This is a genomic window from Microbacterium sp. ZW T2_14 (assembly GCF_044987405.1).
Classification (GTDB): domain Bacteria; phylum Actinomycetota; class Actinomycetes; order Actinomycetales; family Microbacteriaceae; genus Microbacterium.
On sequence record NZ_JBJDRK010000003.1, the window covers coordinates 66,700 to 88,417 of the forward strand.

20 protein-coding genes are annotated in these 21,718 nt (G+C 69.8%); 3 read left to right on the top strand and 17 right to left on the bottom strand.

Features of this window, described 5'->3' with window-relative positions; genetic code table 11:
* Positions 1 to 24: 24 nt before the first annotated feature.
* From ilvC to ACI3KY_RS01975, 6 genes are read right to left on the bottom strand one after another with little or no spacing between them, the layout of a single operon-like run.
* Positions 25 to 1,050 carry a ketol-acid reductoisomerase gene (gene ilvC, locus ACI3KY_RS01950; RefSeq protein WP_404928522.1) on the bottom strand — a complete coding sequence of 342 codons (1,026 nt, stop codon included), beginning with the start codon at positions 1,048 to 1,050 and terminating at the stop codon, positions 25 to 27.
* Positions 1,051 to 1,084: 34 nt separating this feature from the next.
* Positions 1,085 to 1,594: an acetolactate synthase small subunit gene (gene ilvN, locus ACI3KY_RS01955; protein ID WP_194415144.1), complete on the bottom strand. Its 510-nt coding sequence runs from the start codon at positions 1,592 to 1,594 to the stop codon at positions 1,085 to 1,087.
* A 4-nt stretch (positions 1,595 to 1,598) separates the two neighbouring features.
* Positions 1,599 to 3,404: an acetolactate synthase large subunit gene (locus tag ACI3KY_RS01960; protein ID WP_404928523.1), complete on the bottom strand. Its 1,806-nt coding sequence runs from the start codon at positions 3,402 to 3,404 to the stop codon at positions 1,599 to 1,601.
* Positions 3,405 to 3,450: 46 nt separating this feature from the next.
* The gene (ilvD, locus tag ACI3KY_RS01965; protein ID WP_404928524.1) at positions 3,451 to 5,169 is read right to left on the bottom strand and encodes a dihydroxy-acid dehydratase; all 1,719 of its coding nucleotides are present in this window, start codon (positions 5,167 to 5,169) and stop codon (positions 3,451 to 3,453) included.
* 47 nt (positions 5,170 to 5,216) lie between these two features.
* Entirely contained in the window at positions 5,217 to 6,011 is a 795-nt protein-coding gene (otsB, locus tag ACI3KY_RS01970) for a trehalose-phosphatase (protein WP_404928525.1), read from the bottom strand.
* Entirely contained in the window at positions 6,008 to 7,486 is a 1,479-nt protein-coding gene (locus ACI3KY_RS01975) for a trehalose-6-phosphate synthase (RefSeq protein ID WP_404928526.1), read from the bottom strand. The genes otsB and ACI3KY_RS01975 overlap by 4 nt, the downstream gene beginning before the upstream one ends.
* Positions 7,487 to 7,624: 138 nt before the next feature.
* On the opposite strand from ACI3KY_RS01975, the gene ACI3KY_RS01980 reads away from it, so the two are divergent.
* Positions 7,625 to 7,879, top strand: coding sequence for a hypothetical protein (locus ACI3KY_RS01980; protein ID WP_308866929.1), 255 nt, complete (start codon positions 7,625 to 7,627; stop codon positions 7,877 to 7,879).
* Between the two features lie 26 nt (positions 7,880 to 7,905).
* On the opposite strand, the gene ACI3KY_RS01985 is transcribed toward ACI3KY_RS01980, so the two are convergent.
* The 3 genes from ACI3KY_RS01985 to ACI3KY_RS01995 are packed head-to-tail and all read right to left on the bottom strand — an operon-like array spanning position 7,906 to position 10,542.
* Positions 7,906 to 9,090: an acetyl-CoA C-acetyltransferase gene (locus ACI3KY_RS01985; protein ID WP_404928527.1), complete on the bottom strand. Its 1,185-nt coding sequence runs from the start codon at positions 9,088 to 9,090 to the stop codon at positions 7,906 to 7,908.
* Positions 9,087 to 9,740 carry a 3-oxoacid CoA-transferase subunit B gene (locus ACI3KY_RS01990; protein WP_404928528.1) on the bottom strand — a complete coding sequence of 218 codons (654 nt, stop codon included), beginning with the start codon at positions 9,738 to 9,740 and terminating at the stop codon, positions 9,087 to 9,089. Before ACI3KY_RS01990 ends, ACI3KY_RS01985 begins: the two co-directional genes overlap by 4 nt.
* Position 9,741: 1 nt before the next feature.
* A complete protein-coding gene (locus tag ACI3KY_RS01995; RefSeq protein WP_404928529.1) occupies positions 9,742 to 10,542 on the bottom strand; it encodes a CoA transferase subunit A in 801 nt (266 codons plus the stop codon).
* A 104-nt stretch (positions 10,543 to 10,646) separates the two neighbouring features.
* Between ACI3KY_RS01995 and ACI3KY_RS02000 the strand changes: the two genes are divergently transcribed.
* Positions 10,647 to 11,435 (top strand): IclR family transcriptional regulator, encoded by a 789-nt coding sequence (locus ACI3KY_RS02000; RefSeq protein ID WP_404928530.1) that lies wholly within the window; start codon positions 10,647 to 10,649, stop codon positions 11,433 to 11,435.
* Positions 11,436 to 11,579: 144 nt separating this feature from the next.
* On the top strand, positions 11,580 to 14,036 hold the full coding sequence (locus ACI3KY_RS02005; protein WP_404928531.1) for a PxKF domain-containing protein: 2,457 nt from the start codon (positions 11,580 to 11,582) through the stop codon (positions 14,034 to 14,036).
* Between the two features lie 52 nt (positions 14,037 to 14,088).
* Here ACI3KY_RS02005 and ACI3KY_RS02010 read toward each other — a convergent pair whose 3' ends face one another.
* The 8 genes from ACI3KY_RS02010 to ACI3KY_RS02045 all read right to left on the bottom strand — a co-directional run bounded on the left by ACI3KY_RS02010 (position 14,089) and on the right by ACI3KY_RS02045 (position 21,704).
* Positions 14,089 to 15,021, bottom strand: a complete 933-nt coding sequence (locus ACI3KY_RS02010) for an alpha/beta fold hydrolase (RefSeq protein WP_404928532.1) — start codon at positions 15,019 to 15,021, stop codon at positions 14,089 to 14,091.
* Complete coding sequence (locus ACI3KY_RS02015; RefSeq protein ID WP_404928533.1) at positions 15,018 to 15,770, bottom strand: 3-hydroxybutyrate dehydrogenase; 753 nt, start codon at positions 15,768 to 15,770, stop codon at positions 15,018 to 15,020. The genes ACI3KY_RS02010 and ACI3KY_RS02015 overlap by 4 nt, the downstream gene beginning before the upstream one ends.
* The gene (locus ACI3KY_RS02020) at positions 15,770 to 16,462 is read right to left on the bottom strand and encodes a TetR/AcrR family transcriptional regulator (protein ID WP_404928534.1); all 693 of its coding nucleotides are present in this window, start codon (positions 16,460 to 16,462) and stop codon (positions 15,770 to 15,772) included. The genes ACI3KY_RS02015 and ACI3KY_RS02020 overlap by 1 nt, the downstream gene beginning before the upstream one ends.
* Positions 16,459 to 18,087: a class I adenylate-forming enzyme family protein gene (locus tag ACI3KY_RS02025; protein ID WP_404928535.1), complete on the bottom strand. Its 1,629-nt coding sequence runs from the start codon at positions 18,085 to 18,087 to the stop codon at positions 16,459 to 16,461. The genes ACI3KY_RS02020 and ACI3KY_RS02025 overlap by 4 nt, the downstream gene beginning before the upstream one ends.
* Complete coding sequence (locus ACI3KY_RS02030) at positions 18,084 to 19,151, bottom strand: branched-chain amino acid ABC transporter permease (RefSeq protein WP_404928586.1); 1,068 nt, start codon at positions 19,149 to 19,151, stop codon at positions 18,084 to 18,086. The genes ACI3KY_RS02025 and ACI3KY_RS02030 overlap by 4 nt, the downstream gene beginning before the upstream one ends.
* A gap of 89 nt (positions 19,152 to 19,240) precedes the next feature.
* Positions 19,241 to 20,116 carry a branched-chain amino acid ABC transporter permease gene (locus ACI3KY_RS02035; protein WP_404928536.1) on the bottom strand — a complete coding sequence of 292 codons (876 nt, stop codon included), beginning with the start codon at positions 20,114 to 20,116 and terminating at the stop codon, positions 19,241 to 19,243.
* Positions 20,113 to 20,889, bottom strand: coding sequence for an ABC transporter ATP-binding protein (locus tag ACI3KY_RS02040; protein WP_404928537.1), 777 nt, complete (start codon positions 20,887 to 20,889; stop codon positions 20,113 to 20,115). Before ACI3KY_RS02040 ends, ACI3KY_RS02035 begins: the two co-directional genes overlap by 4 nt.
* Positions 20,886 to 21,704: an ABC transporter ATP-binding protein gene (locus ACI3KY_RS02045; protein ID WP_404928538.1), complete on the bottom strand. Its 819-nt coding sequence runs from the start codon at positions 21,702 to 21,704 to the stop codon at positions 20,886 to 20,888. The genes ACI3KY_RS02040 and ACI3KY_RS02045 overlap by 4 nt, the downstream gene beginning before the upstream one ends.
* Between the last annotated feature and the right edge of the window lie 14 nt (positions 21,705 to 21,718).

Sequence of the window (21,718 nt, forward strand, 5' to 3'; positions counted from 1 at the left end):
GCGGTGCGCGGGGCAGAGGGTGGATCAGCGCGCTGCGTTGCCCTCGACGTAGTCCTCGTCCTGCTGCTTCCAGGCGAAGAGCGAACGCAGGTCCTTGCCGACCGACTCGATCGGGTGGGCAGCCGCCTTCTCGCGCAGCGCGAGGAACTCGACGGCGCCGTTGTCCTGGTCGTCGATGAAGCGCTTGGCGAACGCGCCCGACTGGATATCGGCGAGCACGGCCTGCATGTTCTCCTTGACGTGCGGGTCGATGACGCGCGGGCCCGAGACGTAATCGCCGTACTCGGCGGTGTCCGAGACCGACCAGCGCTGCTTGGCGATGCCACCCTCCCACATGAGGTCGACGATGAGCTTCAGCTCATGCAGCACCTCGAAGTACGCGATCTGCGGCTGGTAGCCCGCCTCGGTCAGCGTCTCGAAGCCGTACTGGACGAGCTGCGACACACCACCGCACAGGACGGCCTGCTCTCCGAACAGGTCGGTCTCGGTCTCCTCGGTGAACGTCGTCTTGATGACACCGGCGCGCGTGCCGCCGATGGCCTTCGCGTACGAGAGCGCGGTCGCCCACGCCGAGCCCGAGGCGTCCCGCTCGACGGCGATGATGTCGGGGATGCCGCGACCGGCGACGTACTCGCGGCGCACCGTGTGGCCCGGCGCCTTCGGGGCGACGAGGATCACGTCGACGCCCTCGGGCGCCTCGATGTAGCCGAAGCGGATGTTGAAGCCGTGCGCGAAGGCCAGCGTCTTGCCCGGGGCCAGCTTGTCCTTGATGCTCTCGTTGTAGATCGAGCGCTGGTGCTGGTCGGGTGCCAGGATCATGATGAGGTCGGCCCACTCGGCCGCGTCGGCGACCGACTTGACCTCGAAGCCCTCGTCCTGCGCCTTCTCGGTGGACTTCGAGCCCTCCTTGAGCGCGATGACGACCTCGACACCCGAGTCGCGCAGGTTCTGGGCGTGGGCGTGACCCTGCGAGCCGTAGCCCACGATCGCCACCTTCTTGCCCTGGACGATGCTCAGGTCGGCATCGGCGTCATAGAAGATCTCAGCCATCTTCGTGTTTCTCCTTGATGTTGTGGTCTGTGGGTCAGCCGCGCAGGACGCGCTCGGTGATGCTCTTGCCGCCGCGACCGATGGCGACGAGGCCGGACTGCGCCAGCTCCTTGATGCCGAACGGCTCGAGGGCACGCAGGAAGGCTTCGACCTTGCCCTTGTCGCCGGTCACCTCGACGACGAGCGCGTCGGGCGCGTAGTCGACGATCTGCCCGCGGAACAGGTTCACGACCTCGAGCACGTTCGAACGCGTCTGGTTGTCGGCGCGCACCTTCACGAGCATGTGCTCGCGCTGGACGGAGGCCGACGTGTCGAGCTCGACGATCTTGATGACGTTGATCAGCTTGTTGAGCTGCTTCGTCACCTGTTCGAGCGGCAGCTCGTCGACGTCGACGACGACGGTGATGCGCGAGAGTCCGGGGACCTCGGTGACACCGACCGCGAGCGACTCGATGTTGAAGCCGCGCCGTGCGAACAACCCGGCGACGCGGGTCAGCAGACCCGGCTTGTCCTCCACGAGGAGGCTCAGCACGTGACTCGTCATGGCCTCAGTCCTCCTGCTCGTCGAAGGCGGGCGAGTGGTCCCGCGCGTACTGGACGTAGCTGTTGCTGACGCCCTGCGGCACCATCGGCCATACCATCGCGTCGGCGCTCACCACGAAGTCGATCACCACGGGTCGGTCGTTCGTCTCGAGGGCGGTCTGGATCGCGGCATCCACGTCCTCCTCCTTCTCGACGCGGATCGCGAGGCAGCCGTACGCCTCCGCGAGCTTCACGAAGTCGGGGATGCGCACCGTGCCGTGCCCGGTGTTGAGGTCGGTGTTCGAGTGACGGCCCTCGTAGAACAGCGTCTGCCACTGGCGCACCATGCCCAGCGACGAGTTGTTGATGATCGCGACCTTGATCGGGATGTTGTTGATCGCGCAGGTCGCGAGTTCCTGATTGGTCATCTGGAAGCAGCCGTCGCCGTCGATCGCCCAGACGACACGGTCGGGCTCGGCCACCTTGGCGCCCATCGCCGCGGGCACCGAGTAGCCCATCGTGCCGGCACCGCCCGAGTTCAGCCAGGCGTTCGGACGCTCGTACTTGATGAACTGCGCGGCCCACATCTGGTGCTGACCCACGCCCGCGGCGTAGATGCCCTCGGGGCCGGTCAGCTCGCCGATGCGCTTGATCACGTACTGCGGCGACATGAGACCGTCGGTGGGCTGCGAGTACCCGAGCGGGAACTCGTCGCGCAGGCCGTCCAGGAACGACCACCACTCCGCGATGTCGGGAGCGGAACCTTCGCCCAGGGCGCGGAACGCGGCATCGAGGTCGACGAGGACGTCCTTCAGGTCGCCGACGATCGGGACGTCGGCCATGCGGATCTTCGAGATCTCGGCCGGGTCGATGTCGACGTGCACGACCTTCGCGTTCGGGGCGAAGAGCGCTGCCTTGCCGGTGACGCGGTCGTCGAACCGCGAGCCGAGGGCGACGAGCAGGTCGGCCTCCTGCAGCGCGAGCACCGCGGGCACCGTGCCGTGCATGCCGGGCATTCCGAGGTGCTGCGGGTGCGAGTCGGGGAACGCGCCGCGCGCCATGAGCGTCGTCACGACCGGGGCGCCGGTCGACTCGGCGAGCGCGCGCAGCTCTTCCGAGGCGCGCGCGCGGATCACGCCGCCGCCGACGTACAGCACCGGCTTCTTCGCTTCGGCGATCAGCTGTGCAGCCGCCTGGATCTGCTTGCCGTGCGCCTTGGTCACCGGCCGGTAGCCGGGAAGATCGATCTGCGGGGGCCAGACGAAGGGCGCCTCGGCCTGCTGCGCGTCCTTGGTGATGTCGACGAGCACGGGCCCCGGGCGACCGGTCGATGCGATCTCGAACGCCGCGGCGAGTGCTCCGGGGATGTCCTCGGCGCGCTTCACCAGGAACGAGTGCTTCGTGATCGGCATCGTGATGCCGACGATGTCAGCCTCCTGGAAGGCATCCGTCCCCATCAAGGTCGAGAACACCTGTCCGGTGATGCAGACGATCGGCACCGAGTCCATGTAGGCATCGGCGATCGCCGTGACGAGGTTGGTGGCACCGGGGCCGGAGGTCGCGATGGCGACGCCGACTCGGCCGGATGCCGAGGCGTACCCCTCAGCGGCGTGGCCGGCGCCCTGCTCGTGGCGGACCAGGATGTGGCGCACCGACTCGTCGTCCATGAGCGGGTCGTAGACCGGCATGATGGCGCCGCCGGGCAGACCGAAGACATCGGTCACCCCGAGCAGGTCGAGTGAGCGGACGACCGCTTCCGCGCCCGTGAGCACGGGCGTGGAGGCGGTGCGGGCTGGCGGCCGGGGAATGGCCGCGGCGGTGTCGGCTGACATGGTGAGATTCCTCACGGATGGGTCGGACGGGATGCGGGAACCAGGCTCAACCGGTGGTCGCGCCCTCCGCAGCGGAGCGCACGAGTCGGGAGTACTTGGCAAGAACGCCACGGGTATAGCGCGGGGGAAGCGGCTCCCAGCCAGAGCGGCGGGAGTCAAGCTCAGCCTCGTCGACGAGTAGGTCGAGAGTGCGAGCCGCGATATCGACCCGTATCAGATCACCATCGCGCACGAAGGCGATGGGACCAGCGTCCACCGCTTCGGGTGCTATGTGGCCGATGCACAGGCCGGTTGTGCCGCCTGAGAATCGTCCGTCCGTCAAGAGTAGTACATCTTTTCCGAGCCCCGCGCCCTTGATGGCCGCCGTGATGGCGAGCATCTCGCGCATGCCGGGGCCGCCCTTCGGGCCCTCGTAGCGGATCACCACGACGTCGCCGGCCTTGATCGCGCCGGCCTCCAGGGCATCCATCGCCGCGCGCTCGCGCTCGAACACGCGGGCCGGGCCCTCGAACACATCGGCGTCGAAGCCGGCCGACTTCACGACGGCGCCTTCCGGTGCGATCGACCCGTGCAGGATCGTGATGCCGCCGCTGGCGTGGATCGGGTTGTCGAACGTGTGGATGACCGTGCCGTCGACAGGGTCGGGGTTCAGGTCGGCCAGGTTCTCGGCGAGCGTCTTGCCGGTGACGGTGAGAGCGTCGCCGTGCAGCAGACCCTCGTCGAGCATGGCCTTCATGATGACCGGGATGCCGCCGTGACGGTCGACGTCGTTCATGACGTACTTGCCGAACGGCTTCATGTCGGCCACGTGCGGGACCTTGTCGCCGATCCGGTTGAAGTCGTGGAGGCTCAGGTCCACGTCGGCCTCGCGGGCGATGGCCAGCAGGTGCAGCACGACGTTCGTCGAGCCGCCGAGGGCCATCGCCAGGGCGATGGCGTTCTCGAACGCCTCCTTGGTGAGGATGTCGCGCGTGGTGATGCCCTGTCGAAGCAGGTTGACGACGGCCTCGCCGGAGCGGTGGGCGAAGTAGTCGCGGCGGCGGTCCGCCGAGGGCGGCGCTGCCGAGCCCGGAAGGCTGAGGCCCAGCGCCTCGGCGACGGAGGCCATGGTGTTGGCGGTGTACATGCCACCGCAGGCGCCCTCGCCAGGCGCGATCGCGCACTCGATGCGCTTGAGGTCGGCCTCGCTCATCTTGCCCGCGAGGCACGCGCCGACGGCCTCGAACGAGTCGATGATCGTGACGTCCTTCTCGGTGCCGTCCGAGAGCTTGACCCAGCCGGGCGCGATCGATCCTGCGTAGAGGAACACGCTCGAGAGGTCCAGCCGTGCGGAGGCCATCAGCATGCCGGGGATCGACTTGTCGCAGCCGGCGAGGAGCACCGAGCCGTCGAGGCGCTCGGCCATGATGACCGTCTCGACGGAGTCGGCGATGACCTCGCGCGAGACGAGCGAGAAGTGCATGCCCTCGTGGCCCATCGAGATGCCGTCCGACACCGAGATCGTGCCGAACTGGAGCGGGTAGCCGCCGCCGGCGTGCACGCCCTCCTTGGCGCCCTGCGCGAGCCGGTCGAGGCTCAGGTTGCAGGGGGTGATCTCGTTCCAGCTCGAGGCGATGCCGATCTGCGGCTTGTCCCAGTCCGCATCCCCCATGCCGACGGCACGGAGCATGCCGCGTGACGTCGTGGCTTCGATGCCGTCGGTGACGACGCGGCTGCGGGGCTTGATATCGATGTTGTTTTCAGCGGGCGAATGGGGCTGGGCCATTGTTGAAGTCTATTCCCGCGGGCCCACGCGCTCGCCCGCCATGACGCTCACCCGCGGACGCGCGTCCGCTCAGCTGCGAGCAGCCTCAGCAGTGCGGCGAGTGCGGCGATGTCGGGCACGCGTACCGCCGCCGCGGTCGGACCATCCCCGACGCGCACGCCGAGGTCGTCCGCGCCGAGGCTCGCCAGCGCGTCCTCATCGGTCACGTCGTCGCCGGCGAACAGCACCGCCGTCGCCCCCACCCGCTCGCGGAGCTCGGCGATCGCTGAGTCCTTGCCCTCGTGGCGGAAGGCGAATTCGACGATGTTGTGCCCGGTCCGCCGACGCCAGTGCGGCGCCTCCGCCGCGACGATCTCGTCGGCCAGGCGATTCGCCTCCGCCGCGGCCCCCGCCGTGGCACGTCGAGTGTGGACGCCGAACCCGAAGGTCTTCGGCTCGATCCAGACGCCGTCCAGGTGCGCCGTCGCGGCCTCGGCGTGCGAGCGCAGCGCGTCGCGGAGGGCGACATCCGCCTCCTCTTCGCCGTGGCTCTGCAGACCCTCGCCCGGGATCCAGAACTCCGCCCCGTGCGATCCGGCCAGCACCACGCGGGACGCATCGTCGTGCTCGGCGATCACCCGCAGGTCGACGAGGCTGCGCCCGGAGACGAACGCCACGACCGTGTCGGGTGCGGCCACCAGGGCGTCCACCGCCTCGCGCGCGGCAGGCAGCATCCGTGCCTCCATCGGCTCGTCCTCGAGCGGGGACAGGGTGCCGTCGAAGTCGAGTGCGACGAGGAGGAGTTCGGATGCCGCGACCCCGGCGATCGCGTGCCGCACGTCGTCCGCGAGATCCACGCTCATACGCGTGCCTCCGTCGAGCGGTTCAGTGCAGGGAACCGGTTGCGCTCCCGCGCCCCGTCGAGGGCGTCGAGGAAGGACCGCGACCACCGCGCGACGTCGTTCTCGACGACCTTGCGCCGCAGCGCCCGCATGCGGCGGCCCTGCTCGGCCGAGGGCATCTCGATCGCGCGCATGATGGCGTCCTTCATGCCGTCGATGTCGTGGGGGTTGATGCGCACCGCACTCGGGAGCTCGTCGGCGGCGCCGGCGAACTCGCTGAGCACCAGCACGCCGCGGTTGTCGATGCGCGACGCGACGTACTCCTTGGCGACGAGGTTCATGCCGTCGCGCAGCGCGGTGACGAGCATGACGTCGGCGGCGAGGAACAGCGCCACCATCTCCTCCCGCGGGTAGGCCTGGTGGAGGTAGCGGATCGCGGTGTGTCCCATGGTGTCGTGGTCGCCGTTGATGCGGCCGACGGTGAGCTCGATCTCGTCCCGCAGCTGCATGTAGGCGGCCACGCGCTCCCGGCTGGGGCTCGCGACCTGCACGAGCGTCACGTCCTCGACCGCGATCTTGCCGTCTTCCAGCAGCTCGCCGAAGGCCTTCATACGGTGGCGGATGCCCTTGGTGTAATCCAGGCGATCGACGCCCAGCAGGATCTTCTTCGGGTTGCCCAGGCTCTCGCGGATCTCCTTCGCGCGCGCCCTCACGTCGTCCTGCCGGGCGAGCTCGATGTACGACGACGCGTCGATCGAGATCGGGAACGCCTTCGCGAGCGCCCGCCGGGTGGTGCCGTCGGGATTCGGAACCGTGATGCCCGACGCCTTCGTGTCGTACCGGAGCTGGCGACGCACGGCACGGGCGAAGTTGCCGGCGTCCGCCACCCGCTGGAACCCGATGACGTCGGCGCCCAGCAGCCCTTCGAGCACCTGGCGGCGCCACGGCAGCTGCGAGTACAGCCCGTATGCCGGGAAGGGAATGTGGTGGAAGTACCCGATCGTCAGGTCGGGGCGGGCCTGCCTCAGCATCTGCGGAACCAGCTGCAGCTGGTAGTCCTGCACCCAGACGGTGGCTCCGTCCGCCGCCACCGCGGCAGCGGCTTCGGCGAACCGCCGGTTCACCTTGACGTAGGCGTCCCACCACACGCGGCGATAGCGGGGCTCGGCGATGACATCGTGGTAGAGCGGCCAGAACGTGTCGTTCGACATGCCCTCGTAGTACAGCTCGACGTCTTCGGACGTCAGCATCACCGGCACCAGATGCGTGCCCTCGAACTCGAAGGGGTCGACCTCGATGTCGGGCTGCCCCGGCCATCCCACCCACGCGCCGTCGGCCCGGCGCATGACCGGTTCGAGCGCGGTCACCAGCCCGCCCGGCGAACGTCTCCAGCCGGGCTCGCCGTCGCCGTCGACGACGCGGTCGACCGGAAGGCGGTTGGCCACGACCACCAGTTCGGCGATTCGGCCGGGCGAGGGAGGGTGGGGTTGTGTCACGCGGGCTCCTGACGTTTCGTGGACTCGGCAACGGCCCCAGGCTAACAGCGCCGTCATCCGGGCCGACCGCCCTTGACGTGCGGCGCATGCCCATGTCAAGGGGCGCATCCGCCGTCACTGCCGCGCTAACGTGGCCTCATGCGCAAGTACCTCTTCGGCACCGGCATCCTCACCGCATTCACCGGCGGGCTGACGCTGCTGAGGGGCCTCCGCGAGAACGAGCCGTTCACCTGGCGCATGGCGCTGGCATGGCTCAGCTGGGGCATCTCGCTGGCGCTCGCGGTCGGGGCCATCGTCGATGTGCGCCGCGCATCGCGCGGCGCGGTGATCGCGAACGACTCCCCCGTCCACGGCCGCGAGAAGAAGCTCCTCAAGCGCCGCCTCGACCGCTGACCGGCGCGCTGACCCGCGGCCGCGGGTCAGCGCGTCAGGATCAGCGCGTCACCCTGGCCCCCGCCGCCGCAGAGCGCCACCGCGGCTGTGCCGCCGCCACGGCGGATGAGCTCGTGCACCGCGTGGACGACGAGGCGGTTGCCGGAAGCGCCGATCGGGTGCCCGATCGCGATGCCGCCGCCGTGCGGGTTGACGACCTCGTCGGACAGTCCCAGCTCTGCCTGCGAGCGCGCCACCACGGCGCCGAACGCCTCGTTGATCTCGACGATGTCGAGGTCGGAGGCCGCGATGCCCTGCTTGGCGAGCGCCTTCTCGATCGCGCGCGCCGGCTGTGCATGCAGCGAGTTGTCGGGGCCCGCGACCTGGCCGGAGGCGCCGACGACAGCCAGCACGTTCCAGCCGTTCTCGTCGGCGTGGGAACGCGTCGTGAGGACGACGGCCGAGGCGCCGTCGGAGATCTGCGACGAGTTGCCCGCCGTGATCGAGCCGCCCTGAGCGAAGGCAGGGCGCAGGCCGGCGAGGGTCTCGACCGTCGTGTCCGGCCGCACGCCCTCGTCCTTCGACACGACGACCGGCTCGCCCTTGCGCTGCGGGATCTCGACCGGCACGATCTCGGCCTCGAACACGCCATCCGCCTGCGCCGCGGCAGCCCGCTGGTGCGACCGGGCGGCCACGGCATCCTGTGCCTCGCGCGTGATCTCGAACCGCTCGTTGTGTCGTTCGGTCGACGCCCCCATGCTGTCTCGGTCATAAGCGTCGGTGAGCCCGTCGTACGCCATGTGGTCGAGGACCTCGATGGAGCCGTACGCCCAGCCGTCGCGCGAGCCCATCAGCAGGTGCGGTGAGCGCGTCATCGACTCCATGCCGGCGGCGACCACCACGGTCGCGTCACCCGTGGCGATCATGCGGGCGCCGTCGATGATGGCCGTGAGCCCCGACAGGCAGACCTTGTTGACCGATCCCGAATGGACCTCCCACGGGATGCCGGCTCCCACCGCCGCCTGCCGCGCCGGGTTCTGCCCGCTGCCGGCGGCGAGCACCTGGCCGACGAGCACGGCGTCCACGGCGTCGGCCGGAATGCCGGCCTTCTCGAGTGCGCCGCGGATGGCGGCGCTGCCGAGCTGCACCGCGGTGAGCGGAGCCAGCTGGCCCTTCAGCCGTCCCTGCGGCGTCCGCGCGGCGGCGACGATGACGACGTCCTCGTGGTTCATGCTTCCACCTTAAGTTCATCCGACACGCGCAGCTCCGGTTCGGTCGCGGCGACGACCTCGGCCACCGAGACGCCCGGGGCCGTCTCCACCAGCACGAGTCCGGCATCCGTCACATCGATGACCGCGAGGTCCGTGATGATCCGGTCGACCACGCCGCGACCCGTGAGCGGGAGCGAGCATTCGCTGACGATCTTCGCCGAGCCGTCCTTGGCGACGTGCTCCATCAGCACGATCACCTTCGCGGCGCCGTGCACGAGGTCCATCGCGCCGCCGGGGCCCTTCACCATCTTTCCGGGGATCATCCAGTTGGCGAGGTCGCCGGTCGCTGACACCTGCATGGCGCCGAGGATCGCGGCGTCGATCTTGCCGCCGCGGATCATCCCGAAGCTCGTCGCGGAGTCGAAGAACGCGGCCCCGGGCAGCGTCGTGACGGTCTCCTTGCCGGCATTGATGAGGTCGGGGTCGACGTTCTCCTCGGTCGGGTACGGACCGACGCCGAGGATGCCGTTCTCGGACTGCAGCACCACCATCACGCCTTCGGGCACGAAGTTGGGCACCAGCGTCGGCAGCCCGATGCCGAGGTTGACGTACGAGCCGTCGGCGAGCTCGGCGGCCGCACGGGCGGCCATCTCGTTGCGGTTCAGCGGCATGTCAGGCTCCTTCGGGCATCTCGCGCGCGGCGGCCTGCGCGACGCTGACCGTGCGCCGCTCGATGCGCTTCTCGAGGTCGGACCCGACCTCCACGATGCGGTGCACGTAGATGCCGGGAAGATGGATGCTGTCGGGGTCCAGTTCGCCCGGTTCCACGAGCTCCTCGACCTGGGCGATGCAGATCCGCCCGGCCATAGCCGCGAGCGGGTTGAAGTTGCGCGCCGCCTTGTTGAAGACGAGGTTTCCGTGACGGTCGCCCTTGAGCGCGTGCACCAGCGCGAAGTCCGTGACGATGGCCTCCTCGAGCACGTAGTCGCGAGGCGTGCCGGTGACGTCGAAGCTGCGAACGTCCTTGACGGGCGACGCCACCGCGATGCTTCCGTCCGTTGCGTAGCGACGAGGAAGCCCGCCCTCCGCGACCTGGGTGCCGACGCCGGTCTGCGTGTAGAACGCGGCGATGCCCGACCCGCCGGCACGCAGCTTCTCGGCGAGCGTGCCCTGAGGCGTCAGTTCGAGTTCGAGCTCGCCCGAGAGGAACTGCCGCTCGAACTCCTTGTTCTCGCCCACGTACGACGACGTCATCTTGCGGATGCGCTGGGCGTTCAGCAGGATGCCGAGTCCCCAGTCGTCCACGCCGCAGTTGTTGCTCACGATGCTGAGATCGCTCGTCCCCTGTGCGAGCAGCGCCTCGATGAGGGCGATCGGGTTCCCCGAGAGGCCGAACCCTCCCACCGCGAGCGAAGCGCCGTCGGGGATGTCGGCCACGGCTTCGGCCGCCGAGCCCCAGGTCTTGTCGATCATTCTGCTCCTTTGCATGCTGCGGACATCTCATCGTGCGTCGACATGCGCCTCCGCGCCAGGGCGGCGCTTGCCATGTGGCCACTGTGCGTCGTAGCGTCCATATTGTGGACACCTCCGCGAAACGCATCGTCCCGGGCGCCCAGTCGATCGCGCGCGCCGCACAGCTCCTGAGACTGGTCACCTCGGGCGGGAGCGACGGGATGCCGGTCGCCGAACTCGCCCGTCGCGCCGACCTCACGCGCCCCACGACTCACCGGCTGCTCACCGCCCTGCGTCAGGAGGGTCTGGTCGACCAGGACGACCGGACGGGACGGTGGATGCCGGGACCCGAGCTGTTCCTGATGGGCACGGTCGCCGCATCCCGCTACGACGTGACCGGGATCGCTCGCGACATCGTGCGCTCGCTCGCCGTGCGCACGGAGGAGAGCGCGTTCCTCTCGGTACGCCGGGGCGACGAGACAGTGTGCCTGCTCCGCGAGGAGGGCAGCTTCCCCATCCGTTCGTTCGTGCTGTCCGAGGGCGTGCGCTTCCCGCTGGGCGTCGCATCGGCCGGGCTCGCGATCCTGGCGTTCCTGCCTCCCCACGATGTGGACGCCTACTTCGAGCGTCATCCCGGGCTTCCCCGTGAATGGGGGGCCGCGCACAGCGAGCAGCGGCTGCGGACGCGGCTGCGCGACACACAGGAACGCGGCTACGCCGTGAACCCCGGTCTCATCGTCGAGGGCTCGTACGGCATCGGCGCCGCGGTCTTCACCCGCGAGGGCCATCCCCAGTGGGCGCTGAGCCTGACGGGAGTGGAGTTCCGCTTCGGCCACGACCGGCTCCCGGAACTCGGCCGCACGCTCCTCGCCCACGCCCACCAGCTGACCACCCGTATCGCCGCGGCACGGTAGCGGCCGAGGGCTCAACCTCAGCCCTCGGCAAGGATCGCCACAATTTCCTGCGCGAACCGAAACGGCGTCGGCTATGGTGATCCAAATCCGACGCGGAGTGGGGTCTGCGCCGGAGGAGCATTGCGCACGCCCTGGGGAGGGACAATGAAGTTTCGTTCTGTTGTGCTGCCTTTCGTCGCTGTGGCGACATCGGCCCTGCTCGTCTCGATCGCGGGTGCGGCGTATGCCGACAACGTGGTCATCGACGGCGATGCGATAGCCATAGGCACGCAGGCCGACATCGACTTCGGAACGCTCACGTGCGGCAGCACGGCGACCGAGCAGGTCGCGGTCTACGTGCAGAGCAATGGCCACCAGGGCGGTGGTCCGCAGGTCTTCGCCGACGCAGCCGTGGTCGACGTGACCGCGGCAACCCTCGCCCCGTTGTCGGTGACCGTGGCATCCGGTGCGGCGGGTGACATCACGCTTCCCGCCGACTGGGAAGGAACGGCGTATCCGAACACTGCTCTGTCGCCGACCGGCGCGACCGCTGTGGTGACTCTCACCGCCGGCAATGCTTCCGGTGACTTCACGGGTACCGTGAACTTCTCGGCCGTCGGCAAGAACGTCAACGGCGTGAATATCACCAGATCGGACTCCATCACCGTCCGCTGGAAGGTCGGTCCCTGCAACGTCGCGACCGCCACCACGACGACCGTCTCGTGTCCGGCCTCCATCGTCTACACCGGTTCACCCCTCACACCCTGCACGGCGACCGTGACCGGTGAGGGCGGGTTCTCGCAGACGCTCTCGGTGACGCACGCCGCGAACAGCAACGTGGGCACCGCTACCGCGGCCGCCGCGTTCGCCGGCGACGCGACCCACAAGCCGAGCAGCGGGGACGCGACGTTCCAGATCACCAAGGCGTCGTCCACGACGACAGTGGAGTGTCCGGCGTCCGTCACCTACACGGGCTCGGCCCTCGCGCCCTGCACGGCGACGGTGACCGGCGCGTCGCTGACGCAGGGACTGGCCACGACGTACCTCGACAACACGAACGCCGGCACGGCGACGGCCTCGGCGACCTACGGCGGCGACGCCAACCACACCGGCTCGACCGACGCGACGACGTTCGAGATCCTGGCCGCCGCGGCGAGCTGCGAGGTCACCGGCTACACCGGCGAGTACGACGGCGATGCCCACGGCGCCACCGGCTGGTGCACCGGCCTCGGCGGCGCAGACGTCAGCGCCGGGCTCGACCTCGGCGAATCCTTCACGGACGTGCCGGGCGGCGCGGCCCACTGGTCGTTCGACCAGGCGAACTACGCGTCGCAGTCGGGATCGGTCACGATCGGCATCGACAGGGCCGCGTCCTCCATCTCGCTCCTGTGCTCCGACACGGTCTACACGGGCGCCGCGCAGGAGACGTGCTCGGCGACCGTCACCGGTGCCGGCGGGCTGTCGGCGAACGTCGCTGTGACGTACACCGCGAACACGGATGCGGGCACCGCGACGGCGAAGGCGATCTACGACGGCGGCCTCAACCACAAGGCGAGCGAGGCGTCCACCACGTTCGAGATCGCCAAGGCGCCGACCACGACGCAGATCACGTGCACCGGGCCGAACGCGTACACCGGCACGGAGATCACTCCGTGCACGGCCCGCGTGACGGGCGCCGGCGGACTGGACGAGAACTTCCAGCCGTCGTACGCGGACAACGTCGCAGCGGGGACCGCGTCGGTGTCGTTCCCGTACACGGGCGACGCCAACCATGAGCCGAGCCAGGACGCCACGACCTTCGTGATCGACAAGGCGTCCTCGTCGATCACGCTGACCTGCCCCGCGACGGTCGTGTTCACCGGGGCCCCGCACACGCCCTGCACCGCGACCGTCTCGGCCGTCGGCCTCGCGGACTTCGCGGTCGACGTGAGTTACGTCGACAACACCGGCGCCGGCAGCGCCTCTGCCTCCGCATCGTGGGCCGGTGACGAGAACCACGTGGGAAGCACTGTCTCCGGTGGCTTCCCGATCGCCAAGGCGCCCTCGGCCACGGTGGTGACGTGCCCGACGGCGGCGATCCCCTTCACCGGCTCGGCGATCACACCGTGCACCGCGCGGGTCACCGGCGCCGGCGGGCTCGACCAGGCGGTGAGCCCGGTCGTGTACGCGGACAACACGTCGGTGGGCACCGCGACGGCCTCCGCCGTGTATCCCGGTGACGCGAACCACCTGGGCAGCACCGGCTCGGCGAGCTTCGAGATCTCCGCGTGGACGCTGAACGGCTTCTACAAGCCGGTCGACATGGGAAGTGCGGTGCTGAACATCGTGAAGGGCGGGTCCACGGTGCCGCTCAAGTTCACGGTGCTGGCGGGCGCCACCGAGGTCACCGACCCTGCGACGCTCGCTGCGAGCTTCGTCGTGAAGGGCGTCAGCTGCGATCCCACCGATGCCACGAGCGACGATCTGCTCGCGACCACCGGTGGAACCACCCTGCGCTACGACGCGTCGGCGCATCAGTGGATCCAGAACTGGCAGACCCCGAAGACCGCCGGCAAGTGCTACACGGTCGTCATGACGACCGCCGACGGGTCGCACCTGAGCGCGCAGTTCAAGACCAAGTAGCGGTGACGTCCGTCGCTGCGGCGGATCGCGGCCAGCGATCCGCCGCAGCGACTCACGGCGTGATGGGCGTGGTCGTCGCCGCGAGCTCCTCGCGAGCGGCGGCGGCCACGACATCCGCGCCGGCGGGCGACATCACGATGGTGTAGTGGTTGAAGCCGTCGACCCGCTCGTGCGCCACGCGGGGATGGGCGGCGAGCAGCCGGTCCAGGTGTGCGGGCGCGTACAGCCCGGGCGGCTCGTTCTGCAGGCCGCGGGGCACGGTGAGGAGGCGTGCAGGGTGCTGCAGCCCCGCCAGCGCCTCGGGCAGTGCCGTGCCGGTGTTCATGTCGAGCGTGTCGTCGGCGGTTGTCGCGTAGCTCGTCGCTGGACGGAATGTCCCCGCGCCGTCGTCGACGAGGTCGTACGCCAGATACCGCTCCAGCTCGGGCGTCCACGCGCCGTCGAACGCGGGATGCCGCCGCCAGAAGTCGAGGTAGTCCCCCGCGTTCGCGAACCTCATCGACAGCCGCGTCGCGGTCGGTCCGAGGATGCCGGCGACGAGCTCGTCGGTGCTGAGTCCCGCCGGGACATCGAGGGGCAGCCCGCCGTCGACGAGGAGCAGCCGCGATACGCGCTCCGGGTGCCGGTGGGCGAGCACGACCGAGACGAAGGCGCCCATCGAGTGGCCGACCACGAGCGTCCGCTCGATCCTGAGGGCATCGAGCAGCGCTGCGAGGTCGTCCGCGTGCGCGGCCATCCCCGCCGGGCCGGCGATGCCGTTGCTGCGACCGCGGCCTCTCAGGTCGGGCGCGACGACGCGAACCCCGGGCAGGCGCTCCACGACGAAGGGCCACGCGAGGTGCGAGGCTGTGACGCCGTGCACCACCAACGCGGTGGGCGCGTCGGCGTCGGCATCCGACGGTTCCCACACGCCCGCATGGAGCATCCCGCCCTCGACCGGAACATCGATCTCGCGGTAGCGATGTCCCGCCTCCGTCGCGCTCATCGTGCCGTCCACCCGCCGTCCATCGTGTACGAGGCTCCGGTGACCATTCCGGCCTTCTCGGACGCCAGCCAGCCGGCGAGGGAGGCGACCTCATCGGCCTCGACGAGCCGCTTGACGGCGCTCTCGGTGAGCATGATCTTCTCGATGACTTCGCTCTCGGGAATGCCGTGCACCTTCGCCTGGTCGGCGATCTGCTTCTCGACGAGCGGCGTGCGGACGTAGGCCGGGTTGATGCAGTTGCTGGTGACGCCGTGCGGCGCCCCCTCGAGCGCCGTCACCTTCGACAGCCCCTCGAGGCCGTGCTTGGCCGACACATACGCCGACTTGAACGCACTCGCGCGCAGGCCGTGCGCGCTGGAGATGTTGATCACGCGTCCCCATCCCCGTTCGTACATCGCGGGCAGTGCGGCGCGGATCAGGAGGAACGGCGACTCCAGCATGAGCCGCACGATGAGGCGGAACGCCTCGGGGTCGAACTCCGGGATCGGCGCGACGCGCTGGATGCCCGCGTTGTTCACCAGGATGTCGACGTCCAGCGTCAGGTCGTCGAGCGCCGCGGTGTCGGCGAGATCGACCACCCAGGTCTCGCCGCCGACGGCGGTCGCGGCATCCGTCGCGGCATCCCGGTTCAGGTCGGCGATGACGACATGCGCACCGCGCGACGCGAACTCGTGCGCGCAGGCCAGGCCGATGCCGCTCGCGCCTCCGGTGACCAGCGCGCGTTTGCCCGCGAGGTCGTTCTCTGCCATCACGCTTCCTTCTCTCCGTCGCCGCTGCCCGTTCGAGGGGCGAGCGCGTTGTCGATGATTCGTGTCATCCCGGCGAACACCACCGGGTCGAGCTCTGCGGGCGGCTTGCCGTCGGCGTCGCGCTCCCACAGCAGGAAACGCATGCCGATCAGCTCACCCATGCCCATCAGCGCCCACGCGGTCGTCTGGGGGTCGAGGCCGCGGTCGACGTCGCCCGCGGCCTGCGCTGCGCGCAGACCGGCCTCGTAGCCTTCGACGATGCGCGTGTAGTGGAGGCGCAGCACCTCGGGTGAGACGAACTCCGCCTCGCGGACGACCCGGTACAGCGCCGGGTGCTCGGCCGTGAACCGGAAGAATCCGGCGAAGCCCGCGCGCTCCGCCTCCAAGCGCGAGGAGGCGCCGGCCATCGCCTCCGACATCGAGTGGCGGACCCGGCGGTTGAGGTCCAGCACGAGCGCCTCGAAGACCGCCTGTTTGCTGTCGAAGTACAGGTAGAACGTGCCGAGTCCGATGCCTGCGCGCTCGGTGATCTTCACGATGGATGCCTCGTGGTAGCCCTGTTCGGCGAACACCAGCTCGGCCGACTCCAGGAGGCGACGCCGGGTGGCCTCGCCGCGCTTGGTCAGCGGTCGGCCGGTCGCAGACGAGACCGGCGCTTCCTCGTGTTCGACGAGTTCCTCGGACATGCTCATCGAGCCTCCCCCTCCGTGGCTGACGCCGTGACTGCGCGCTTGACGCGGTCGCTCTCCCCCGGCTCGCTCCCAGCGGAGCAGCCCATCAGCATCCTGGCCCGCTCGCGCAGGCGCGAACGCGCGAGCTTCTCGATCGTCGAGCGCGGCAGCGCGTCGACGAGCTCCACGTGCACCGGCACCTTGAATGCGGCGAGGTTGCGACGCGCGTGCGCGAGCACCTCGTCGACCGACAGCGCCGCGCCCGTTGCGGGCACGACGAACGCGACGCCCCGCTCACCCCAGACAGGGTCGGGCACTCCGACCACGGCCGCCGCCTCCACGAGCGGATGCAGGCACAGGGCGTACTCGACCTCCGCCGGGGCGACGTTCTCTCCGCCCGAGATGAAGATGTCCTTGAGCCGGTCGACCACCCGGAAGACACCGTCGGCATCGCGCGACACCAGATCGCCGGTGCGCAGCCAGTCGCCGCTCATCGCACGTGCAGTGGCGGTGTCATCGCCCAGGTAGCCCGCGAAGACGCTCGGTCCGCGGACCCACAGCTCACCCGCGGCCTCACCCTCGAGCGGAAGCTGCGACACCGGATCGACGACACGCACCGAGACGTGCGGATACGGTCGTCCCACCGCGCCAGGAGCGGTCGCGGCCTCTGCGGCCGGAAGATGCAGCACGTTGGGTGCGGCTTCGGTGAGTCCGTACCCCTGGGTCAGCGGGATGCCCCGCGCGGTCCACGCCTCCTGCAGCGACGACGGCATCGTCGAACCGCCGACGAGGGCGAGACGCAGGGACGCCACGTCGCTCTCCTCCCACGCACGGTCGTCCGCGAGCATCGCGTACTGCGTCGGGACGCCCATCATCGCGCTCACATGCCGGTCGGCGACGAGCTGCAGCACGCGTGCCGGTTGGAACGATCGTTCGAGCACGACTGTCGCACCGACCCACCATGCCAGCAGCGGCTGGCAGTTCCACGCGGCGACGTGGAACTGCGGCAGCATCTCCAGCACGACGTCGTCCTGCCCCAGCGGCAGCGCCTGCGCGAGAGCGAGGTTGTTCCAGAAGCAGTTCGCATGGGTCAGCACGACCCCCTTCGGCGCCGCCTCGCTGCCCGAGGTGAAGATCACGAGCATCGGGTCGTCGTCGCGCACCGGCCGGCGGGGCCGCGGGCGCGAGCTGCGCGGGGCGGATCTCTCGACGCCCGTCGTTCCGAGCTGCGCGACGGGCGCCGTCGCAGCGGCGACGCGCAGCGCTTCGCCGGCGAGCGCGGCATGCTCATCCTCGACGAGCACCAGCGCCGGGTCGGCGCGGGTGAGCACGTCGGCGAGTTCGCGCGGCGTGAGCCGCCACGACAGCGGCACGAACGCGATTCCCGCGATCGCGCACGCGAAGAACGCCACGACGTGCTCCGTGGAGTTGCCCGAAACCGTGGCGATGCGGTCGCCCGGACCGTAGCCGGCGTGGCGCAGGGCATCGGCCAGCGCCGTCGCCCGGGCGGCCAACGTCGCGTAGTCCGTCGTCACGCCCCTGTCGTCGACCGCGATGCGCTCAGGAGAGCGCGTCGCGCGGTCGACGATCCAGCGGCCGATCGTGTGCGGCCCGTCGTCGATGTCGGGATCGGCGGTCCAGGTCATGCGCCGACCCGGTCTGCTGTGGCGCCGGCGGCCGGGGCCTCGGTCTCGTCGACATCGTCGAGCCGCCGCAGGGCACCGCGCACCTTCTCGCCGCGCCGGCGGCGGACTGCCGCGTCGATCGTGCCGGCGATGCCGCCGGGAAGGAACATCACCACGACGATGAACAGCACGCCGAAGAGGAACAGCGGCTCCGACAGCGGCACGCGCAGCACGTCGGGCAGCCCGGCGATCGCGTCGGACCCGGCGAGCACCGTGAGCCGCTGATCGAGCAGCGTGTAGAGCACACCGCCCACGATCGCACCCCACCGGAAGCCCACGCCACCCAGCACGACCATCACGAGGACGGTGATCGTCAGGTCCGCCGACACCGACCGCGGCACGGTGCCGGACTGCAGCAGCATGTAGGCGACGCCGGCGAGGCTCGCCAGGCCCCCGGCGATCACGAAGACGATGAGCCGCACGCGGTAGGGCGACAGGCCGAGCACGCGCACACGCTGCTCGTTCTCGCGCGTCGCGCGGGCCAGGTGGCCGAGCCGCGACGTGTCGACCCACAGTGTGACGAGGTAGACCACCACGAGCACGCCGAGCGCGAACCAATAGAGGTTTCGGGTGTTGATCACCCCGATGAGGAAGTCGGGCACCTGATCCGTGTTCAGGCTCAGTCCCTCCTCGCCGCCGGTGATGTGCGAGTTGCGGCGCACCAGCACCGAGCCGGCCTGGGCGAAGGCGAGCGTCACCATGGCGAACGGAATGCCCGACACGCGCATCGACACCGCACCGGTCACCAGGGCGATGACCATGCCGCCGATGAGAGCGACGAACACCCCCGGCCACAGCGGCACGCCGAAGTGCTCGAGCGCGATCCCGAGGCCGTATGCGCCGGCGCCGAAATAGAGGGCGTGGCCGAATGACAGCATCCCACCCGATCCGAGCAGGAGGTTGTACGACAGCGCGAGCGCGGCGAACACCATGCAGAGTGAGAGCAGTGCCAGCGTGCCCGGCATGTACGTCGGCGTGGGCAGGATGCCGGGCAGCGACAGGTTCAGCAGCGGCAGCACCGCCATGAACACCACCAGCGCGACGCCGACGATCGCGGGAACGTACCTTCCCGGTCGTGGGGCGTGCTCTCCCGGTCGCTGAGCCCGTCGAAGCGTCATGCCTTCCTCCCGAGGAGTCCGCTCGGGCGCACCAGCAGCACGAGTGCCAGGAGGATCACGACGATGAAGTCGCCGGTGCCGCCGAGATAGAAGTTCGCGAACTGCTGCAGCACCGCCACCAGGACGGACGCGACGGCGGCGCCCGTGAGCGATCCGAGCCCGCCGACGACGGTCACGATGAAGGCGAAGATGAGCAGCGTCTGCCCGAGGTTCGCTGACACGAACGTCGAGTAGTGCATCGCGAGCACGCCGCCGATGCCCGCCGCCGCCCCGCCGATCGCGAAGACGAGCGTGAACGAGCGCCGCACGTCGATGCCGAGTGCGGTCACCATCGAGCGGTTCTCGACGCCGGCCCGGATGATCATGCCGTAGCGGGTCTTCTGCAGGAACAGCACCAACGCGGCCAGCACGAGGACGGCGGCGATCATGAGCACCCAGTACGTGTTCGGGATCCGGGCGCCGAGCACCTCCGTCGTCTGCTTGAGCCACGGGGGTCCTGCGATGTGGATCGGGTCGGTGCCCCAGATGCCCTCGAACAGCGCGACGGCCGCGAACGAGAGACCCACGGTGACCAGCACCTGTTCGATGTGACGCTCGTACAACGGCCGGATGAGCACGAGCTCGGTCAGGGTTGCGAAGACGGCGCCGACGGCGGCGCCGGCGAGCAGCGACAGCAGGAACGACCCCCACGATGCGGTGCCGAGCGCCTGCGCCACCATCCAGCCCATGAAGGCGCTGAGGGTGAGGAAGGCGCCGTGCGCGAAGTTGAGGACGTGCATGAGGCCATAGATGAGGCTGAGGCCGCTCGCCACGAGGAAGTACAGCGCGCCGAGGCCGACGCCGGTGATGAGGGTGAGGACGAGGGTGCTCATTTCGACTCGCTCCGCTCGCTCAGTGCATCGCCGGCGTCTTCCGGCTCCACGTGGACGCCGAGCAGGCGCCGGGTCAGGTCTTCGTCGTCGAGGATGTCGCGTGCCTTGCCGACGTGGGCGACTCGTCCGCCCGCGATGACGATGGCGCCGTCCGCCAGGCGCCGCACCACCTCGAGGTTCTGCTCGACGAGGAGGATGGGGACGATCTTGGACGCCTCCTGGAGCGCGTCGGCCACCTCGGTGACGATCTTCGGCGCAAGTCCCTTGGTGGGTTCGTCGACGAGCAACAGGATGTTGTCGTTGATCAGCGCACGCGCCACCGACACCATCTGCTGCTGACCGCCCGAGAGCGTCCCCGCCTGCTGGTCGCGCCGCGCGACGAGGTCGGGGAAGAGCTCCGCCACGAACTCCCGTCTGGGCTGCCGCTGTCGCTCGGCCAGGGCGAGGTTCTCGGCGACGGTGAGCCGCGCGAAGACCTCGCGGTCCTCCGGCACGTAGCCGACCCCGCGCCGGACGATGCGGTGCGTCGGCAGTCCGTCGATGCGCTCGCCGGCGAGGCGGACATCGCCCCGCCGCGAGATGAGACCGAGGATGCCTCGCAGCGTCGACGTCTTGCCGACGCCGTTGCGGCCGAGCACGGCCGTGATGCCGGTGGCAGGGACGTCGAACGAGACGTCCTCGACGACCTGCTGGCCGGCGATCGTGCAGCGCAGGCTGCGGACGGTGAGGACGGGAGGAACGGCCGTCGCCCCGTGTGGGGATGCCGCGGTCATGCGGCCTCCGTTCCCGACGACCCGGTGCCGAGGTAGGCGCTCTGCACGAGAGGGTTCTCCATGATCCGCTGCGGGGTGTCGTAGGCGATGATGGTGCCGAAGTACATGACGGCGACCTTCTCGACGAGCCCCATGAGCACGTCGATGTGGTGCTCGACCATCAGCAGCGTGCAGCCCTTCTCGCGCTGCATCGCCCGGATGTTCTCGACGAGGCCGGGGACGTCGCCCGACCCGACGCCGGCCATCGGCTCATCGAGCAGCACGATGCTCGACTCGGTGGCCAGCAGCACCGCAATCTCGAGCTTGCGCTTGTCGCCGTGCGAGATGTCGCCCGCCATCGCATCGCGCATGTGGCTGAGCCCGACCACCTCGAGCTTGTCGCGTGCCAGTTCGGTGGCGGCATCCGTCCGCCGGGGGAAGCTCAGCAGCGACCCGGACCCGCCGAGCGACACCTGGGCGGCCAGGCGCACGTTCTCGAGCACCGACAGCTTCGGGAAGAGGCTCGCCGTCTGGAACGTGCGGCCCAGTCCGGCGCGCCCTCGCGCCGGCACCGACGCGTTCGTGATGTCGCGGCCGTCCAGCATGACGCGGCCGGCGGTGGGCTTCATCAGCCCCGAGATGACGTTGAACAGCGTCGTCTTGCCGGCGCCGTTCGGACCGATGACCCCGACCAGGGATCCGGCCGCGATGTCCAGTTCGACGTCGTCGAGGATGGTAGCGCCGCCGATCTGCAGGCCGAGGCCTTCGATCCGCAGTGGGGAGCCGCGGCGCACGGTCTCGGCGACCGGCGGCGGGGACGGGACTGACGTGCTCATCGGAGCAATGCCTC

Bases quoted from the DNA above. Each gene is read 5' to 3' on its own strand.
- ilvC (WP_404928522.1), bottom strand. From the start codon at position 1,050: ATGGCTGAGATCTTCTATGACGCCGATGCCGACCTGAGCATCGTCCAG.
- ilvN (WP_194415144.1), bottom strand. From the start codon at position 1,594: ATGACGAGTCACGTGCTGAGCCTCCTCGTGGAGGACAAGCCGGGTCTG.
- ACI3KY_RS01960 (WP_404928523.1), bottom strand. From the start codon at position 3,404: ATGTCAGCCGACACCGCCGCGGCCATTCCCCGGCCGCCAGCCCGCACC.
- ilvD (WP_404928524.1), bottom strand. From the start codon at position 5,169: ATGGCCCAGCCCCATTCGCCCGCTGAAAACAACATCGATATCAAGCCC.
- otsB (WP_404928525.1), bottom strand. From the start codon at position 6,011: ATGAGCGTGGATCTCGCGGACGACGTGCGGCACGCGATCGCCGGGGTC.
- ACI3KY_RS01980 (WP_308866929.1), top strand. From the start codon at position 7,625: ATGCGCAAGTACCTCTTCGGCACCGGCATCCTCACCGCATTCACCGGC.
- ACI3KY_RS01985 (WP_404928527.1), bottom strand. From the start codon at position 9,090: ATGAACCACGAGGACGTCGTCATCGTCGCCGCCGCGCGGACGCCGCAG.
- ACI3KY_RS01990 (WP_404928528.1), bottom strand. From the start codon at position 9,740: ATGCCGCTGAACCGCAACGAGATGGCCGCCCGTGCGGCCGCCGAGCTC.
- ACI3KY_RS01995 (WP_404928529.1), bottom strand. From the start codon at position 10,542: ATGATCGACAAGACCTGGGGCTCGGCGGCCGAAGCCGTGGCCGACATC.
- ACI3KY_RS02005 (WP_404928531.1), top strand. From the start codon at position 11,580: ATGAAGTTTCGTTCTGTTGTGCTGCCTTTCGTCGCTGTGGCGACATCG.
- ACI3KY_RS02010 (WP_404928532.1), bottom strand. From the start codon at position 15,021: ATGAGCGCGACGGAGGCGGGACATCGCTACCGCGAGATCGATGTTCCG.
- ACI3KY_RS02015 (WP_404928533.1), bottom strand. From the start codon at position 15,770: ATGGCAGAGAACGACCTCGCGGGCAAACGCGCGCTGGTCACCGGAGGC.
- ACI3KY_RS02020 (WP_404928534.1), bottom strand. From the start codon at position 16,462: ATGAGCATGTCCGAGGAACTCGTCGAACACGAGGAAGCGCCGGTCTCG.
- ACI3KY_RS02025 (WP_404928535.1), bottom strand. From the start codon at position 18,087: ATGACCTGGACCGCCGATCCCGACATCGACGACGGGCCGCACACGATC.
- ACI3KY_RS02030 (WP_404928586.1), bottom strand. From the start codon at position 19,151: ATGGCGGTGCTGCCGCTGCTGAACCTGTCGCTGCCCGGCATCCTGCCC.
- ACI3KY_RS02035 (WP_404928536.1), bottom strand. From the start codon at position 20,116: ATGAGCACCCTCGTCCTCACCCTCATCACCGGCGTCGGCCTCGGCGCG.
- ACI3KY_RS02040 (WP_404928537.1), bottom strand. From the start codon at position 20,889: ATGACCGCGGCATCCCCACACGGGGCGACGGCCGTTCCTCCCGTCCTC.
- ACI3KY_RS02045 (WP_404928538.1), bottom strand. From the start codon at position 21,704: ATGAGCACGTCAGTCCCGTCCCCGCCGCCGGTCGCCGAGACCGTGCGC.